15 protein-coding genes are annotated in these 15,371 nt (G+C 72.2%); 8 read left to right on the top strand and 7 right to left on the bottom strand.

What is annotated here, in order from left to right:
• The first annotated feature begins 80 nt into the window (after window positions 1–80).
• A complete protein-coding gene (locus tag MOV08_RS17120) occupies window positions 81–443 on the top strand; it encodes a hypothetical protein (protein ID WP_039633503.1) in 363 nt (120 codons plus the stop codon).
• A gap of 159 nt (window positions 444–602) precedes the next feature.
• Here the strand turns inward: MOV08_RS17120 and MOV08_RS17115 are convergent, their stop codons facing one another.
• Window positions 603–749, bottom strand: a complete 147-nt coding sequence (locus MOV08_RS17115; RefSeq protein WP_275307945.1) for a hypothetical protein — start codon at window positions 747–749, stop codon at window positions 603–605.
• A 180-nt stretch (window positions 750–929) separates the two neighbouring features.
• Here MOV08_RS17115 and MOV08_RS17110 point away from each other — a divergent pair, with 180 nt between their 5' ends.
• The 4 genes from MOV08_RS17110 (at window position 930) to MOV08_RS17095 (ending at window position 3,337) form a co-directional block, all read left to right on the top strand.
• Window positions 930–1,193: a hypothetical protein gene (locus MOV08_RS17110; RefSeq protein ID WP_078876218.1), complete on the top strand. Its 264-nt coding sequence runs from the start codon at window positions 930–932 to the stop codon at window positions 1,191–1,193.
• Between the two features lie 40 nt (window positions 1,194–1,233).
• Window positions 1,234–1,680, top strand: a complete 447-nt coding sequence (locus MOV08_RS17105; RefSeq protein WP_275307944.1) for a DUF6879 family protein — start codon at window positions 1,234–1,236, stop codon at window positions 1,678–1,680.
• Between the two features lie 27 nt (window positions 1,681–1,707).
• A complete protein-coding gene (locus MOV08_RS17100) occupies window positions 1,708–2,556 on the top strand; it encodes a helix-turn-helix domain-containing protein (protein WP_275307943.1) in 849 nt (282 codons plus the stop codon).
• A 592-nt stretch (window positions 2,557–3,148) separates the two neighbouring features.
• On the top strand, window positions 3,149–3,337 hold the full coding sequence (locus MOV08_RS17095) for a hypothetical protein (protein WP_039633499.1): 189 nt from the start codon (window positions 3,149–3,151) through the stop codon (window positions 3,335–3,337).
• Window positions 3,338–3,629: 292 nt separating this feature from the next.
• Here the strand turns inward: MOV08_RS17095 and MOV08_RS17090 are convergent, their stop codons facing one another.
• Together MOV08_RS17090 and MOV08_RS17085 are read right to left on the bottom strand one after the other, a co-directional pair.
• Entirely contained in the window at window positions 3,630–4,376 is a 747-nt protein-coding gene (locus MOV08_RS17090) for a BPL-N domain-containing protein (protein WP_275307942.1), read from the bottom strand.
• A 5-nt stretch (window positions 4,377–4,381) separates the two neighbouring features.
• Complete coding sequence (locus MOV08_RS17085; protein WP_275307941.1) at window positions 4,382–8,530, bottom strand: Pls/PosA family non-ribosomal peptide synthetase; 4,149 nt, start codon at window positions 8,528–8,530, stop codon at window positions 4,382–4,384.
• Between the two features lie 262 nt (window positions 8,531–8,792).
• Between MOV08_RS17085 and MOV08_RS17080 the strand changes: the two genes are divergently transcribed.
• On the top strand, window positions 8,793–9,005 hold the full coding sequence (locus MOV08_RS17080) for a hypothetical protein (RefSeq protein WP_275307939.1): 213 nt from the start codon (window positions 8,793–8,795) through the stop codon (window positions 9,003–9,005).
• 27 nt (window positions 9,006–9,032) lie between these two features.
• Here MOV08_RS17080 and fabV read toward each other — a convergent pair whose 3' ends face one another.
• Window positions 9,033–10,250, bottom strand: a complete 1,218-nt coding sequence (gene fabV, locus MOV08_RS17075; RefSeq protein WP_275307937.1) for an enoyl-[acyl-carrier-protein] reductase FabV — start codon at window positions 10,248–10,250, stop codon at window positions 9,033–9,035.
• A 216-nt stretch (window positions 10,251–10,466) separates the two neighbouring features.
• On the opposite strand from fabV, the gene MOV08_RS17070 reads away from it, so the two are divergent.
• Window positions 10,467–11,714 (top strand): trypsin-like serine peptidase, encoded by a 1,248-nt coding sequence (locus tag MOV08_RS17070; RefSeq protein WP_420834176.1) that lies wholly within the window; start codon window positions 10,467–10,469, stop codon window positions 11,712–11,714.
• A gap of 93 nt (window positions 11,715–11,807) precedes the next feature.
• Here MOV08_RS17070 and MOV08_RS17065 read toward each other — a convergent pair whose 3' ends face one another.
• Window positions 11,808–12,074 carry an SCO4848 family membrane protein gene (locus MOV08_RS17065; RefSeq protein WP_039640963.1) on the bottom strand — a complete coding sequence of 89 codons (267 nt, stop codon included), beginning with the start codon at window positions 12,072–12,074 and terminating at the stop codon, window positions 11,808–11,810.
• A gap of 100 nt (window positions 12,075–12,174) precedes the next feature.
• Between MOV08_RS17065 and MOV08_RS17060 the strand changes: the two genes are divergently transcribed.
• A complete protein-coding gene (locus MOV08_RS17060; RefSeq protein WP_338057167.1) occupies window positions 12,175–13,449 on the top strand; it encodes a D-alanyl-D-alanine carboxypeptidase family protein in 1,275 nt (424 codons plus the stop codon).
• A 110-nt stretch (window positions 13,450–13,559) separates the two neighbouring features.
• Here the strand turns inward: MOV08_RS17060 and MOV08_RS17055 are convergent, their stop codons facing one another.
• Both MOV08_RS17055 and MOV08_RS17050 read right to left on the bottom strand, forming a co-directional pair.
• Entirely contained in the window at window positions 13,560–14,621 is a 1,062-nt protein-coding gene (locus MOV08_RS17055) for a YihY/virulence factor BrkB family protein (RefSeq protein WP_275307935.1), read from the bottom strand.
• A gap of 127 nt (window positions 14,622–14,748) precedes the next feature.
• The gene (locus MOV08_RS17050) at window positions 14,749–15,351 is read right to left on the bottom strand and encodes a 2'-5' RNA ligase family protein (RefSeq protein ID WP_275307934.1); all 603 of its coding nucleotides are present in this window, start codon (window positions 15,349–15,351) and stop codon (window positions 14,749–14,751) included.
• Window positions 15,352–15,371 lie beyond the last annotated feature (20 nt).

The raw sequence follows: 15,371 nt of genomic DNA, 5'->3' as shown, positions 1-15,371 counted from the left end.
GAACACCCGAAAGGATACCTTGCTGCTTTTCGTGAATAGCAATATGGTTGCCGGGCTTAGTTCCGACGAAAGGCGAAGCGATGACCCTTGTCGACAAGCCCGCCGACTGCGACGTCTGCACGGCACTGACCCGTCAGCGGGACGCGGCCCGCCTGGCCGGCCGCCACGCCACCGTGCAGAGTCGTAACGCCGAGATCGCGAACCACCGTCAGTTCTTCCTCTCCATCGACGAGATCGCCGTCGGGGCGGTGGTCTACGACCGGGATTCCGACATGGTGGGGATGGTGCGCGGCATCGGGGGCGTACTGGTCCAGTTGGAGCGCCCGACGCATCTGAGGTGGGAAGTGCCGTACACCAGGCTGCGTCCCGGTACGGAATGGGAGCAGAAGCAACTGGCGGCGCTGGCCAGACTCCAGCGGGACCGTGAGCGGGGGCGCTCGTGAACTGCGCCGAGTGCGCACGGCTCACCGTGGAATTACGGGCCGCGGAGCAGCGCGGCGACAAGTCCCGGGTGGTCGACTGCCGGGTGCTGCTCCGGCGTCATCCGCAGCACGACGACGTTCCGGTGGAGGCCCGTGGCGATCGCTGGGGCCAAGCCCGCTTCAGTCCTCCAGTAGCTCGTTGACCGGGTCCACTGCCAGGTCGCGGCTGTGGTGGACCGGGAGGCCCTCGTCGAGGAACCAGTCGTCAGTGGCCTCGGGGTGGGGGCCGACCGCGGCGACCTCAGCGAGAAGATACAAGAAGGTCAACAGCGACACGAAGCGGTGGCCGAAGTGACACCGTGCGGGCGCTCCCGCGTGGCTGGCACCCGCAGGCGCCCGCGCCCAGTCATTGCCAAGTTCCATCCCAGCAGGCCATCTTGACGCGCAAGACTCCTCAGAGTGATGGTCATGCAACGAGTCGCAACTCGCCCGATGTGGGAGAGAGCCATGTCACTACTGTTCTTCGGTAAGGACCCCGACACGGACGAAGACCACTGTCCGTCCGTCTGGGTCGACGAGAAGCAGGCCGATCTCCTGTTGCAGGGGTGGAAGGCCGACGAAGCAACAGAGGATGAATGCCGCAAGTACGGGTCCATTCCCGACACCGAGGCGCTCATTCGTATCCCGGCACGCATGGTGCCGCAGATCAGGAAGGCGTGCGATGCCGCAGAACGCGCAGCCTCGGAGGCAGACTCCTCTGAACTTCGCTGAGGCCATCAGGCAAACAGAGCACAGCGCGGTCCACCTGGAGATGCGCGACACGTACTTCGACAACGAGAGGTTCACCGCGTGGCGTACGGGTGAGCGGATCAACTGGGACGATCGAGCATCGTGGTGGCGCCCTTTCCATGATCAGATCGCCGAGGCCGTGAGCCGTGGAGTAGCGATCCGCCGACTCCGTGTCGTAAGCGAGCCGGTATCGGACTACATCCGATGGGAGCACTACATCACCTACGCCAATATCGCGGCCGGCGAGCAGGTTCGTTGGCTGCCGAGGCGACTCATCACGGACTTGGCTCTGCCCGGCAACGACTACTGGTTGTTCGATGACCTGCTGGCCCGGGTTCACCACTTCGCCGGAGATGGCTCCCTGGTGGAGGACGAGTTCAGCACGGAAGCACACCTGATCAAATTTCTGGCAGCCTCCTTCGAGAGCCTGTGGGAGCGTGGCATCCCACACGAGAAGTACGAGCTCTGATCACGCACCGACCCGGTCAGCCATCCCATGTCCTTGTCTCCGTCCAGCAGTGCCCAGGCGGCACGAGAGTCCCTCGCCCTGCGGCTCAAGGAACTTCGCCTCGACGCCGGTCTGACGACACAAGGGATGGCTGATCTGTGTGGTTGGCACAAGTCGAAGACCTCCCGCATCGAGAACACGAAGACGATCCCCTCGGACGCGGACATCAAGGCTTGGTGCCGTGCCTGCGGTTCCGAGGACCAGACAGCGGACCTGATCGCTTCGTCTCGCTCTGCTGAGTCGATGTACGTCGCCTGGCGGCGAAAGCAACGAACAGGTCTGCGACGGGGGCAGGAAGCCAGCATCCCGCTGTATCAACGGACCGCGCTGTTCCGGATGTACTGCGTCAAGGTGCTGCCCGGCCTTCTTCAGACTGAGGGGTATGCCAAGGCCCTGCTCTCCGGGATCACGGAGTTCCGGGAACTCCCTGACGATTCCGCCCAGGCCGCGACGGCTCGCGTCGAACGCTCACGCATCATCCGTGACGGTCTGCACCGTGCCGTCTTCCTGGTGGAGGAGGATGCGCTGTACCACCGTGTGGGCGACAACTCCGTGATGGCAGGCCAACTCGGCTACCTGCTGACCGCCATGTCCTACCCCGCCGTCTCCCTGGGGATCATCCCGCAATCCGCGCAGCGCGCCATGTGGGGCATCGAGACATTCTCGATGTTCGATGACAGGCGCGTCCACGTCGAACTTCTGGCCGCCAAGGTCACCGTAACGACACCGAGTGAAGTGGAGCTCTATCTACGGGCGTTCGCTCGACTGGGCAAGATGGCCGTGCATGGGCGGCGCGCGAGATCACTGATCAGTAAGGCGATTGACTCTCTCGGGTAATTCGCCTGCAACAGACTGCAACGGCGTGGACCCGCGGCTTGCACTGTTCCTAACGTTGTTGTCATTGAGACGACCTGCGAGGCGACCTGCGGAGATGCCATGACGAGCCCAACTCGGTATACCCAACACCCCGTAGAGCTGCCACTTGATGGCTGGCTGCTGGAGGGCAAACCTGCCCCAGGCTGCAGGGTGTGCACTGCCCTGGACTTCCAGCGGAGCCAGGCTCGGAAGCAGAACGATTGGGCGGTGGCATGCTCCGCTGCTCGGGAGATCAGGAATCACCGCCGTGGGCACGGTGAGGCGGCATGACGAATCCCGAGGTCCCATCGTGCCCGTTCCCGTGTTCCCTCTGCCGGGACAAGGGGCGTCAGGGAATGCTCTGACGGCACGTCCACACGGTCAGTCAAGAAGAGCCTGGCATGTGAATCTGCCAGCTACGTGCGGCGAGTGCCAAAACCTTAAGACTCCCTCCCCGGCCGCAGAAACCTGGACAGTCGAGCAGCCGAGGCGGGTGACCAGCCGCAGGGGACCCTGCGGGCCATGCCCTCGACGGTACGACGGCATGGCCTCTCGCGAAAGAGGAGGTTGACAGATGAGCGTCGCAGCCGTCGAGACGTACGAGATGCGTACACCCGACGCCGAAGGCTGGCGCGGAATCCCGTTCCGGCATCCCCGGGACCTGAGGGTGGTCGCCGAGGACGACGGCGGAAAGCACGATGGTGGGCCCATGCCCCCGGAAGCGCCGCGCGACCCACAGCCGCAAGGCGGGGACGGCAAGTAACCAAGTCGGCTTGCTTTGTGGCCGATTTGCAACCCTGCCGCGTGCTGCGGCGACAGACGCCGCTGCTAGGCAGTTGAGGCCGGTGTCCGGGCTCATCGGTGCGGGCGCCGGCTATTCCCCAAGATATGGATCAGTCTCGCGACAACCCTGTTCGGCGACGCCCTCAAGTGGTTTCTGAGCTGATATCCCGAACGGTTGGAACAGTTGGAACGCGCTTCGCCGCCGTTCTCCAGCACAGCGAACAACTCCACGTTCGGACCCGCCTCCTTGCCCGGCGGGTGACGGCGCGTCGTCAGTCCTCCAACAGCTCGTCCACCAGGTCGATCGCCAGGTCGTGGGTCTGGTGGACGGGGAGGCCCTCGTCGAGGAACCAGTCGTCGGTGGCCTCGGGGTGGGGGCCGACCACGGCGACCTTGCCGGCGCCGCAGGGGGCGACGACGGCGGCGACGGTGCCGTTGGGGTAGGTGGCGAGGACGGTGGCGTCGACGCCCTCGTCGAGGAGGAAGTGCGGGCCGTCCTGGAAGTAGACGGTGCGGGGGAGGCCGCGCCACCGGGTCTCGACGACGGTGTCGCCGTCGTGGGTGACGGTGGCGCCGGGCGTGACGATGTACTGGTCGGTGTCGCCGGGGAGCAGGTCAAAGCCCGGGTCGTCGCCGGCCAGGTAGCCGCCCAGGCAGAAGCCCAGGTAGCGGCCGCCGCCCCGGACGTAGTCGCGGATCTCGTCGGCGTGCTTGCGCAGGCGGCGGTAGGCGGGGTCCAGGGAGCCGCCGCCTGGCTGGGCGTAGAGGTGGGCGTGTGCCAGGGACGTGGCGGAGAGCGGGATGTCCTCGTGCGGGCCGATGTAGCGGACGTCGAGGTTCCAGGGGCCGGCGGACAGCAGCGAGGCGACCGCCTCGGAGCAGCCGGCGGGGCGGGCGGCGGGGCCGCGGTAGACCAGGGCCAGCCGGCGTCCGTCGGGTGCGGGCAGGGGCGGGGCCTGGGGTGTGCCGCCGCCGAGGAGCCGGCGGAGGGAGCCGAGGAAGCCGTTGGGGGGAGGCATGGGACTCACCGTGAGGGGCTGGTGGGGTGCGGGGTCGGGTCGGCGGGCGAGGGGGCGGCGGGCCGCAGGGCCAGGCCCTGGGCGGGGATGCCGTGCCATGCGGTGCCGGGGACGAGGTACTCGCCCTTCATGACCAGGGAGAGCGCGTCGAGCAGGACGCCTTCGCCGACGATGCCGTCGTAGAGCACGACCGCGCGACTGCCGACGGTGGCGCCCGCCCGGACGGTGACCTTCGACATCTTCATCACCCGGTCCTCGAAAAGGTGCGTCTGCAAGCTTACGCCGGGGCCGATCGCCGCGTCGTCGCCCACGTCGACCAGGTCGAACTCGGTGAGGAAGGTGGTGCCGAGCCATGTCCGGCGGCCGATCCGGGCGCCGAACAGGCGCAGCGCCGGCGGCAGGAACGGGGTGCCGGCGAGGGCGGCGAGGCCGGCCGGGACGGCCGCCGCCTCGTAGAGGCCGGTGACGAACTCGGTGCGGCGGACGAACCAGCTCCACAGGGGCTCGACGCGCGGCCGATAGTGGCCCACGACCAGGAGTTTGAGCAGCGCGCAGGCGGCGATGACGGTCAGCCCGGACGCCATGAGGAGGAGTGGGGCCAGCAGGAGGGGGAGGGCCGGGGAGGGGCTGTGGGCGAGGGCGGCCAGGGCGAGGAGGAAGAGGAAGGCGGCGGTGCCCAGGAGGGATGCCGGCATGGTGGCGCGGAAGTACTCGACGGCCAGGCGGCGGCGGACCGCCTTGCGGGTGGGGCGGAAGGTCAGCTCCTCGGGGAAGGTGCCGCTGCTCTGGCGCTGCGGGAGGTGGATGGCGGGGGAGCCCAGCCAGAAGGTGCCGGCCGGCACCTCGTCCTGGGGCGGGACGGTGCCGACGCCGATCAGGGAGTTGGGCCCGGTCCGGGTCCCGGCCGGCAGGTAGGCGGCGTTGCCGACGAACGCGCGGCGGCCGACCTCGGTGCGGCGGCAGGCGAGATGGCCGCCGGCGAACGCGGCGCCGCCGACCCCGGCCATGTCCGCGACGAAGCTGCCCTCGCCGAGGGTGAGCAGGTCCGGGTCGAGGTGGGCGGCGGTGGAGACCTCCGCGCCGGGGCCGATCCGGGCGCCCAGCAGCCGCAGCCAGGGGACCGTGTAGAGGGTGGCGTAAAGGGAGTTGGTGAAGGTGAGGCTGAATTCCAGCAGCTTGTCGGAGAGCCACTTGCGCACGCCGAGGCCGGAGCGGACCGGGTGGACGCCGACCGGGGTGCGGCGCAGCACCAGATGCTTGGCGCCGGCGATCGCGGCGCAGACGGAGAGGACGTAGAGGGGGGCCGCCAGGGTCAGGGTGACCAGGACGGTGGGCCCGCTGCCCCAGGCCAGCCAGGTGCACCACATCAGCGCCGCGCTCGGGACCACGACGGCCAGCGTGAGGAGTTCGAGGAGGACGACGCCCAGTGCCGCGGCGGCCAGGTGCCGTGCCCGCCCGTGCTCCGTCGTGCCGCCGGCGCGCAGCATGTCCTCGATGTGCGGGGCCAGTGCGGCCACCGGGGAGGGCGGGGAGCCGGCCCAGCGGGCGCCGGGCGGCACCGCCTGGCCCTGGCCGATCACCGACTGCTCGCCGAGTCCGGCGCCGGCCGCCATGCGGGCGCCCGGCTCCAGCACCGCATGGGCGCCCACGTAGGCGCGGGGGCCGATGTCTATCGGGGCGACGGTCACCCAGCCGTCCGCGACCCGCCAGGCGCGCAGGGTGACGCCGTAGCCGACCGAGGCGTCCGCGCCGATCCGGACCAGGGACGGCAGCGGCACGACGCCGGTGGCGATGGTCGTCCGCGGCCCGATCCGGGCGCCCAGCAGCCGCAGGTAGCGGCCCATCAGGGGGGAGCCGCCGAGCGTGGGGAGCGGGCTGACGGCCAGCAGGAGGGCGAGCGTCCACAGGCGGAGGTAGGTCGCGCCCCACAACGGGTAGCGGCCCGGCCGGATTCCGGCGGCCAGGGGGCGGGCGAGGACCACCGGAAGCAGCCAGCGGATGCCGAAGTAGCCGACCAGTACGGCCAGTACGGGCCGCACCGGGATCGGGGTCCGGCTGGTGAACGCGCCGCCCTGCCAGCTGAAGACGGTGGCGAGCGGCAGGGTGAGGACGAAGAGCTGGAGGTAGAGCACCACGGCCTGGACCAGGCCGGCGGCGGTCACCCGGGCACCGCTGTGCCGCAGCGGACGGGGGCGGACCGGCGGCGGGCCGGCGGGGTCGCCGGCCCGGGTGACGCCGGTGCCGTCGTCGCGCGCCGCCGCGCCGCCGCCCGCGGCCTCCGTGGCGCCGGGAGCGCCCAGTTGGGCCGCCAGGCCCCGGACCGTCGGGTGGGCGTAGACGTCGCGCAGGGTGGCGCCGGTGTCGCCGCCGATGCCGCGGCTGCGGAGCAGCGAGACGACCTGGGCGGCGAGCAGCGAGTGCCCGCCGAGGTCGCCGAAGAAGTCCGCGTCGGTGGACAGCGCGTCCGGTCCCATGCCGAACACCTCGGCCCACACGTCCCGCACCCGGCTCTCCGTCTCGTCCCGCGGCGGCACCACCGGCCGGCCGCCGCTGCCGAGCCTGCGGCCGGTCGGCGCGGGCAGCCGTCTGCGGTCCACCTTGCCGCTGGGCATGGCCGGCAACCGGGGGAGGATGTCCAGAAAGGGCGGCACCATGTAGGCCGGCAGCCGGTGCCGCAGGCGCTGGTGCAGCCGGGCCACCAGCGCGTCCCCGTCCGCCGTGCCCGCCTGCCCGCCGCGGTCCGGCGCCAGCACCACGTACGCGGACAACTCCCGGTTGTCACCCTCGCCGTTCCGGTTCGGCAGCGCCACCAGCGCGGTGGCCGCCTCGGCCACCCCGGGGTCCTCCAGCAGCACGTTGTCGATCTCGCCGAGGTCCACCCGGTAGCCCCGGACCTTCACCTCGTCGTCGGCCCGCCCCAGGAACTCGATCTCCCCGTTCGCGGTGATCCGGCCGAGGTCGCCGGTGCGGTAGAGCCGGCCGCCCCGGGGCGCCAGCGCGTGCTCGACGAAGCGCTCCGCGGTCAGGTCCGGGCGTCCCACATAGCCGCGGGCGAGGCCCGGACCGCCCACGCAGATCTCGCCGACCGCCCCGTCCGGGACTCGCCGGCGCAGGTCGTCGAGGAGCACCACCGTGTACGTGGGCAGCGGCCGGCCGATGGTGACCGGCCGGCCCGGCCGGAGCTCGGCGACGGTGGCGGTGACGGTGATCTCGGTCGGCCCGTAGGTGTTCAGGATCCGCCGGCCCGGCCGGCTCCACCGCTCGACGAGCCGGGCCGGGCACGCCTCGCCGCCCACCACGATGCTGCGCACCGCCGGCAGGTCCCGGGGGATCGTGGCCAGCAGCGTCGGCACGCAGTAGAAGACCGTGACCCCGGATTCCTCCAGGAGGTCGGCGAGTTCGGTGCCCAGCCGCGCCGATCCGGTGCCGGGCGGCCCCGCGACGACGGTCCCGCCCACCGTCCACGTGGGCCAGATCTCCTCGACGGAGAAGTCGAAGGAGAGCGTCATGCCCTGGTAGACCCGGTCGTCCGGGCGCACGTCGTAGACGGCGGGGACGACGGCGAGGAAGTTGCAGATGCTGGAGTGGGCGATGGCCACGCCCTTGGGCCGGCCGCTGGAGCCCGAGGTGTACATGATGTACGCGAGCGGGTCGGTGGGGTCGTCGGCCTCCCGCCCCGGCGGCCCCGCCGGGGCGGTGCGCCGCGCCGGGGCCGGAAGCGGCCGGGTGGCCGGGGCGGCGGCGAGCTCCGCCGCGCCCGCGTCGAGCGCCACCACCTGCGCCCGCAGCCCGTCCACCGTCGCCGCCAGCGCCGCCACCGTCAGCACCGCGTCCACCTCGGCGTCCGTCACGATGAAGGCGACCCGCTCCGCGGGCGCCGCCGGGTCGATCGGGACGAACGTCCCGCCCGCCTTGCCCACGGCCAGCAGCGCGGCGTACATGTCCACCGACCGCGGCACCAGGATCGCGACCCGGGAGCCCTCGCCGATGCCCCGTGCCCGCAGGTGGTGGGCGAGCCGGTTGGCGCGGGCGTCGAGTTCGGCGTAGGTCAGCGTGTGCGGCCCGCATTCCAGCGCCGCCGCCGACGGCACGCGGTCACAGGTGGATTCGAAGAGGCGGTGCAGCCGCGCCGCGACCCGCCTGGTCGTGGTCATGACTCCATCGCATCGCCGATCATCCGTGATCGCATGTCCGGTCCCGCGACGGCCCGGCCGACCTGCTCGTCCGGTGCGAACCGCGGGCCGGGCGGGGCCCGTCAGCCGCGACACCAGCGGTCACCCGATCGTATGGCCGCGGTCACGCCGGGCCACCGCGCACGCCTCGGCGCTCCAGGCTGGGAGGCGCCCCCACCCCACCCGGGGCCCGTCCCCGACCGAGCCGGGGACCCGCCCCGGCCCACGGAAGGCCCGGCCCGTCATGCTCCTGCCGCCGCCGCACTGCCCGACGCCCGACTGCGACGACCACCTGTGGAAGGACACCACCACCACCGAGTTCCACTGGGACAACTGGCGCTGGCGTTGCCACCGTTGCGACAAGAAGTGGTACCCCACCCGCGAGCAGATCGAGGAGTACCGGCACGCGGTCGGGGCGGGCCGCCGGGATCCCCGGGTGGCGGCCCGCCCGCGATAGGGCGTGCCCGGCGCGGGGCAGCGGCCGTCAGGCGGGCTGCCCCGGCCACGGCACCTCGATGTCGACCGGCGCGCCGTAGTCGACGCCGGGGACCGCGAAGCCGTAGAGGCGGTGCACCTCGCCGTGGAACCAGCCCAGGTCGGCGAGTTGCGCGATGTCCTCCGTCGTGGCCGCCTGCCAGCGCTCGGTGACCGCGGCCTGGATCTCCGGGGCCAACTCCCAGGTGTCCAGGCGGATCCGGCCCTCCTCGTCCAGGTCGAGCGGGCGGACCCCGGTGAGCTGGTCCCACAGGGCGCTCAGCTGCGCGGTCGGCGGCACCATCCGCTCGTCGAGGACGCCGCGCAGCAGCCCGACGTAGAGCGCGATGCCGGGGATGGCGGTGGAGGACTGGGTGACCGCGGCGCCGTTGACGGAGGTCACCGCGCGCCCGCCGACCAGCTCGGACAGCCGCTTGTCGAGGGCGCGGGCGGTGCCCTCCAGGTGCGCCTTGGCGGCGCCGATGGTGCCCTTGCGGTAGATCGCCTCGGTCAGCGTCGAGCCGATGTAGGAGAGCGCCGCGGTGGCGAAGCCGTCGGCGAGCAGACCGCGGCCGGCCAGGTGGTCGATCCAGCGCTCCCAGTCGGCGCCGCCCATGACCGCCACGGTGTGCGCGATGTCCTCCTCGGCGGCCGGCGCGGTCTCCACCTCCTTGACCTCGGGCGCCCCCTCGTCGTCGAAGACCAGGGTCTTGGTGCGGGACGACGCGCCGATCGGCTGGAGGACCGAGGCGTGGACGGTGCCGGTCTCGGGGTCGGTGCGCCGCGGCGCGGCCACCGAGTAGATCAGGTAGTCCAGCTTGCCGCCGAACCGCTCCACCAGAAGGTCGGCGACCTGCTCCTTCATCGCGTCGGAGAACGCGTCCCCGTTGAGGAAGACCATGTCCCGCCCGGCCTCGCGGGCCAGCTCGGCGGTCGCGGCGGTGCGGTACCAGCCGGCGGTGGCGGTGCGTCGGGCGGTGGCCGGCTTCTCGAAGCAGATGCCGATGCCGCGGATCCCGGCGCGCTTGAGACCGGCCAGGGTGGCGGCCAGCCCGTAACCGGCGGACGAGCCGATGACGAGGGCCACCGGGCCGTCGGCCGACGGCGGTGTGGCCGGGGCGGCCACGGCCTCCCACATGTCGGATACCAGCTGCCGGCACCCGGCGGGGTGGGAGTCGAGGAAGAGGAACCCGCGGCTGCGGGGACGGTCGATGACGCGCTCGGTCACGTGAGGGTCCTTGGGACGGTTCGGACAGGACACCACTGATTGTCCCGATCTTTTCGCGGTCGCCGCCCCCGCCCCCGCCCGGCGCGGCGGACCGGCATAGTAGGGCGCGGCCCCTTGCAGGGGCATGACAGTCACCACGGCGCACCAGCCGGTGCCGGCCGCCAGCCGTCCCGTGCCGCGCCCGCACGCTCGTACGTACCAGGGGGGAACCGCACCGTGCCGTCCACACCACCCGTCCCGTCCATCCCGTCCACACCACCGGCCTCGCAGGAGTGCCGCCGGCCGGCCGCAGGGGCGGGCCGGGCCCGTTCCCGCCGCCGGACCGGGCTGGCCGCCGCCGCGGCCGCCGTGCTGCTCGCCGTCACCGCGACCGCCTGCGGCCCCGACGGCAACGCCGCGTCCGGGGCCGGGAGTTCGGCCGCCGGGGAGCAGAAGGCCGGCGGCCCGCGGCTGCCCGACGGGGCGCCGACCAGCCTCGACGACCTCAAGAAGTGGCAGGACGGCGGCTGGAAGAACTGGGAGAAATGGGCTCATAAGGCCCAGGACTTCGCCAACCCGATCATCAAGGACCACTGGAAGGCCGACCGGATGGCGCAGGCCCAGGCCGCGCCGGACGTCGGCGTGCGGGCCTCCGAGGCGGTCGGCGGCAGCGGCGCCACCGACCCCGAACCCCGCCCGATCAACGCCGAAGAGGTGGCCCGCCCCTACCACCGCAACATGGCCCCGGTCGGGAAGATCTTCTTCGACAGCCCCAAGGGCCCGATGGTCTGCTCCGGCACCATCGTCGAGGACCCGGCGCACCCGGGGAAGTCCAACCTCGTGTGGACCGCGGGCCACTGCGTCCACTCCGGCCGGCAGGGCGGCTGGATGCGCAACATCGTCTTCGTGCCGTCGTACAACGACCACGGCGTGCCGATGAGCCAGGTCGGCACCGCCCCCACCGAGCAGGTCACCCCGTACGGCCGCTTCTGGGCCGACTGGATCACGACCTCAGGCGAGTGGATAGACATGGGCAGCTCCTCGTCCGGCAACGGCGGCTCCGCCTACGACTTCGCGGTGCTGCACGTCCGGCCGGAGAACGGCGGCGGCAAGTCCCTTCAGGAGACCGTCGGCGCCGCGGCCCAGGTGTGGTTCAACGCCCCGCACGCCGACCGCATCAGCTCCGTCAAGGCGTTCGGCTACCCGGCCGCGCCGCCCTACGACGGCGCCCGGATGATGGCCTGCCTCGACCGCCCCGGCCGCCTCACCATGCAGCAGGGCACGCCTGCCATGGACCGGATCGGCTGCACCATGACCGGCGGCACGTCCGGCGGCGGCTGGTTCGTCGGCCGCGGCGGCAAGCTCACGCTGATCTCCAACACCTCGATCAGCTCCAACGCCCACACCTGGCTGGCCGGCCCGTACCTGGGCCCGGAGGCGCAACGCGTCTTCAGCACGATCAGCGCGAAGTTCGCGGGGCGGTAGCGGCCGCCCGGCCCCGACCGCAACGCACCGCCCCCGGCCCGCAGTTGAGCGGGTACCGGGGGCTCGTCGTGCGGCGGCCCGCCCCGTTCCCCGTCAGCCCTCGGCGGCCGTCCCGGCCGCCGCCTCGCGGCGCAGGGCGCGGACGCCCCGGAACCCGATCACGCCGATAGCCGTCCCCAGAAGAAAGGACACCACGGCGAGCAGCAGGTGGACCCAGAAGTACGCGGTCGGATCGCCGGCCGAGTCGAAGGCGAGACCGCTGGCATCCTTGATCAAATTTTTGACGAAAGTGAACCAGATGCACCAGCTCCACACCCCGAAGGCGAGCAGGAACCAGGACACGGGGCGAGAGAGCTTCATGGGTTCCAGTATGGGCGGCGGCTCCATCCGGCCGTTCGGAGGGGCACTCTTCCGTGGGGCGCGTTCTAAGAGGCGGTCGCAGACGGGTACGTTCACGGACGTGCCGACGACCAAGAGTGCCTCCGCGTCCCCCTCCGCCGTTCGTACCGTCGCCGCGTTGGCGTCCTCCGCGCTGCTGGTGTCGCCCCTGCTGGCCGGCACCGCGCACGCCGCCCCCGCGGACGAGGGACAGCTGCCCAAGGCCCCCGTGCCGCCCGCGAAGATGTCACAGGTCGGCGGCGAGCGGCTGGGCCGGCCCGGCGTCCAGGTGCAGCTCCAGGCGGGCGCGCCCGCGCTCCCCAAGGAGCTCACCGCCCGCTCGTGGATCATCTCCGACGCCGAGTCCGGCCAGGTGCTGGCCGCGAAGAACCCGCACTGGCAGCTGGCGCCGGCCAGCACGCTGAAGATGCTCTTCGCCGACACCGTGCTGCCGAAGTTCCCCAAGACCCGGACGTACAAGGTCAAGCCGGCCGACCTGGCCGGTATGGGCACCGGCAGCAGCCTCGTGGGGATAAAGGAGAACCTCACGTACACCGTGCACGACCTGTGGCTGGGGGTCTTCCTGCGGTCCGGGAACGACGCGGTGCACACGCTCTCGGCGATGAACGGCGGCACCGAGGCCACCGTCAAGGAGATGCAGAAGCGGGCGGCGGAGCTGAACGCCACCGACACGCACGTGATCACGCCGGACGGCTACGACGCACCGGGGCAGGTGTCCAGCGCCTACGACCTGAGCCTGTTCGCCCGGGCCGGGCTCAAGAACCCGGACTTCCGGGAGTACTGCTCCACGGCGAGCGCGCAGTTCCCGGGCGACATGGGCAAGGACGGCAAGCGGGCGACGTTCGGCATCCAGAACACCAACCGACTGCTCAGCGGCGACTTCGACATCAAGCCGTACCCGGGCATCGCGGGCGTGAAGAACGGCTCCACGACCAACGCCGGGTCCACGTTCACCGGGGTCGCCCAGCACGGCGACCGCAAGCTGCTGGTCACCGTCATGAACCCGGAGAAGAAGCAGCACAACGAGGCGTACCGGGAGGCCGCCAAGCTCTTCGACTGGGGCTTCGCCGCGGACGGCAAGGTGGACCCGGTCGGCAGCCTCGTCGACCCCAAGGGCGCGGGCAACGGCACCGGCGGCGCCAAGGACGGCGACAAGGAGACCCAGGCCGCGCTCGACTCCGCCGGCGGCTGGGGCGGACCGTGGACGGCCGCCGGCATCGGCGGCGCGGTGGTGGTCCTGCTGGGCGCGGTGGTGTTCTTCGCCCGCCGGCGGCGGGCGCTGCCGGCCGGCGAGCAGGGGCGTCGGGGCGCCGGCGGGGGCCGGCGGAAGAAGTGACCGCGCGGGACTGAGACCGGGGGCCGGGCCCGCCGGCCACCGGTCGGGAGGCGGCGGCCGGCACCCGGCACGGCCGGCACGTCCCCGCGCCGGTCACCTCCCCGCGGGCGTCACGTCCCGGCGGCCGCCGCCGGCTCCGCCCCCGCCCCCGGCGCCACCCGCTCGGTGGCCGTCCAGGACGCGCAGAAGACCAGCAGCTTCGCGGTGAAGTTGATCCACAGCAGCAGCGCGACCGGGGTGCCGAACGCGCCGTACATGCTGCGTGCGGCGACGCCCCGCAGATAGCCGCTGAGCAGCAGCTTCAGCACCTCGAAGCCGATCGCGCCGATCAGCGAGGCGACGACCAGGGCGCGCCGCGGCGGATGGGCGCCGGCGAGCTTGGTCAGGATGTAGGCCAGCATCAGGAAGTCGGCGAGCACCGCCGTGCAGAACCCGGCGACGGTGAGCAGGATGCTGACCGCGCCGCCCTGGGGCAGGCCGATCGCCTCCACCGCCCGGTCGACCGCCGCGGAGGCGAACGCCGAGGAGCCCAGGGAGACCAGCGCCACCCCGCCGAGGCCGAGCAGCAGCACGCCGTCGCGGACCTTGCCGAACAGGAAGTTGACGTCCTCGGCGGGCGCCTCCCACACGGCCCGCAGGCAGTCGCGCAGGGACTGCACCCAGCCGATGCCGGTGAACAGCAGCACGGCACCGGCGATCAGGCCGACCGTGCCGGCGTTCTGCACCAGGGCGGCGAGGTCGAGCTGAGCGGCGATGCCGGGGATCTGCTCGGAGAGCTTGTCCTCCAGCTTGTGCAGCTGGTCCTTGCCGATGGTGGCGGCGACGATCGCGGCCCCGACGGTCAGCAGCGGGAACAGCGCGATGAAGCTGGTGAAGGTGATGGCCGCGGCCAGCCGGGTCCAGTGGACCCGCTGTATCCGTTCGTAGCTGCGCCACAGGTGGGTGGCGAGCAGCCGGCGGACGACCGGGACGAGCAGCGGGCCGACGATCGGCAGCCGGGAGACCCGGTCCGGCATCCCGCCCTCGGCGCCGGGGCGCTGCTCCGCGGGGCCCTTCTCCGTGGGGTCGTTGTCCGTGGGGTGCTCGTCCGTGGGGTGCTTGTCCGTGGGGTCGTCCTCCGCGGGCGTGCCCCCGTCGTCGCCGTTCCCCCGCGTGCCCCGTCCGCCCGTCATCCCCGTACCGCCCTCCCGCGCCGACCGCTCCGGCTGATCCGGAACACTAGCCTCCGGCTACCCCGGAGTGCGGCTGCCACCCGGAGCGCCGGGCAGGTGTGCGCGGCGGGCCCGACGCGGCGACGCCTCAGGAGGACGACGCGGCGGGCGGCCGGGACAGCTCGGCGGACTCCGCGGCCTGCCGGGGCAGCGTCACCGACCCGCCGCCGGACCCGAACGGGTACTCCCGCTCCAGCCGCCAGACCTCGTCGCCGCCCTTCTCGTAGAGCGCGAAGCCGCCGATCGTCCAGGCGGCCGAGTAGTCCGCGAGCTCCGTCTCGGCGCGGTCCATGGCGGCCTCGTCGATGGCGTGCGCGACCGTCACGTGCGGGTGGTACGGGAACTGGAGCTCACGGGCGCACGGCCCGGACGCGGCGCGGACCCGCTCCTGGAGGACGGCGCAGCCGCGGGCGCCCTCGACGACCTTGACGAAGACCACCGGCGAGAGCGGGCGGAAGGTGCCGGTGCCCTCCAGCCGCAGCGGGAAGGGGCGGCAGACGGCGGCGACCGTGGCGAGGTGCCGCTCGATGTCGGGCAGCGCGTCGGCGTCCACCGCGGTCGGTGGGAGGAGGGTGATGTGCGTGGGGATGCCGCGGGCGGCCGGGTCGCCGAAGCCCTCGCGCTTCCGTTGGAGGAAGCTGCCGTGCGGCTCCGGGACCGCGAGCGAAACGCCGAGCGTTACGGTCCCCACTGCGTTCTCCCTCCTGACGT

It is taken from the genome of Streptomyces yunnanensis, assembly GCF_029011865.1.
Classification (GTDB): domain Bacteria; phylum Actinomycetota; class Actinomycetes; order Streptomycetales; family Streptomycetaceae; genus Streptomyces; species Streptomyces yunnanensis.
Note: the sequence above shows the minus strand (reverse complement) of the source record. Positions and strands in the feature narration are given on the sequence as shown.

Bases quoted from the DNA above. Each gene is read 5' to 3' on its own strand.
- MOV08_RS17100 (WP_275307943.1), top strand. From the start codon at position 1,708: ATGTCCTTGTCTCCGTCCAGCAGTGCCCAGGCGGCACGAGAGTCCCTC.
- MOV08_RS17110 (WP_078876218.1), top strand. From the start codon at position 930: ATGTCACTACTGTTCTTCGGTAAGGACCCCGACACGGACGAAGACCAC.
- MOV08_RS17080 (WP_275307939.1), top strand. From the start codon at position 8,793: ATGCTCCTGCCGCCGCCGCACTGCCCGACGCCCGACTGCGACGACCAC.
- MOV08_RS17095 (WP_039633499.1), top strand. From the start codon at position 3,149: ATGAGCGTCGCAGCCGTCGAGACGTACGAGATGCGTACACCCGACGCC.
- MOV08_RS17090 (WP_275307942.1), bottom strand. From the start codon at position 4,376: ATGCCTCCCCCCAACGGCTTCCTCGGCTCCCTCCGCCGGCTCCTCGGC.
- MOV08_RS17055 (WP_275307935.1), bottom strand. From the start codon at position 14,621: ATGACGGGCGGACGGGGCACGCGGGGGAACGGCGACGACGGGGGCACG.
- MOV08_RS17065 (WP_039640963.1), bottom strand. From the start codon at position 12,074: ATGAAGCTCTCTCGCCCCGTGTCCTGGTTCCTGCTCGCCTTCGGGGTG.
- MOV08_RS17085 (WP_275307941.1), bottom strand. From the start codon at position 8,530: ATGACCACGACCAGGCGGGTCGCGGCGCGGCTGCACCGCCTCTTCGAA.
- MOV08_RS17105 (WP_275307944.1), top strand. From the start codon at position 1,234: ATGCGCGACACGTACTTCGACAACGAGAGGTTCACCGCGTGGCGTACG.
- MOV08_RS17120 (WP_039633503.1), top strand. From the start codon at position 81: ATGACCCTTGTCGACAAGCCCGCCGACTGCGACGTCTGCACGGCACTG.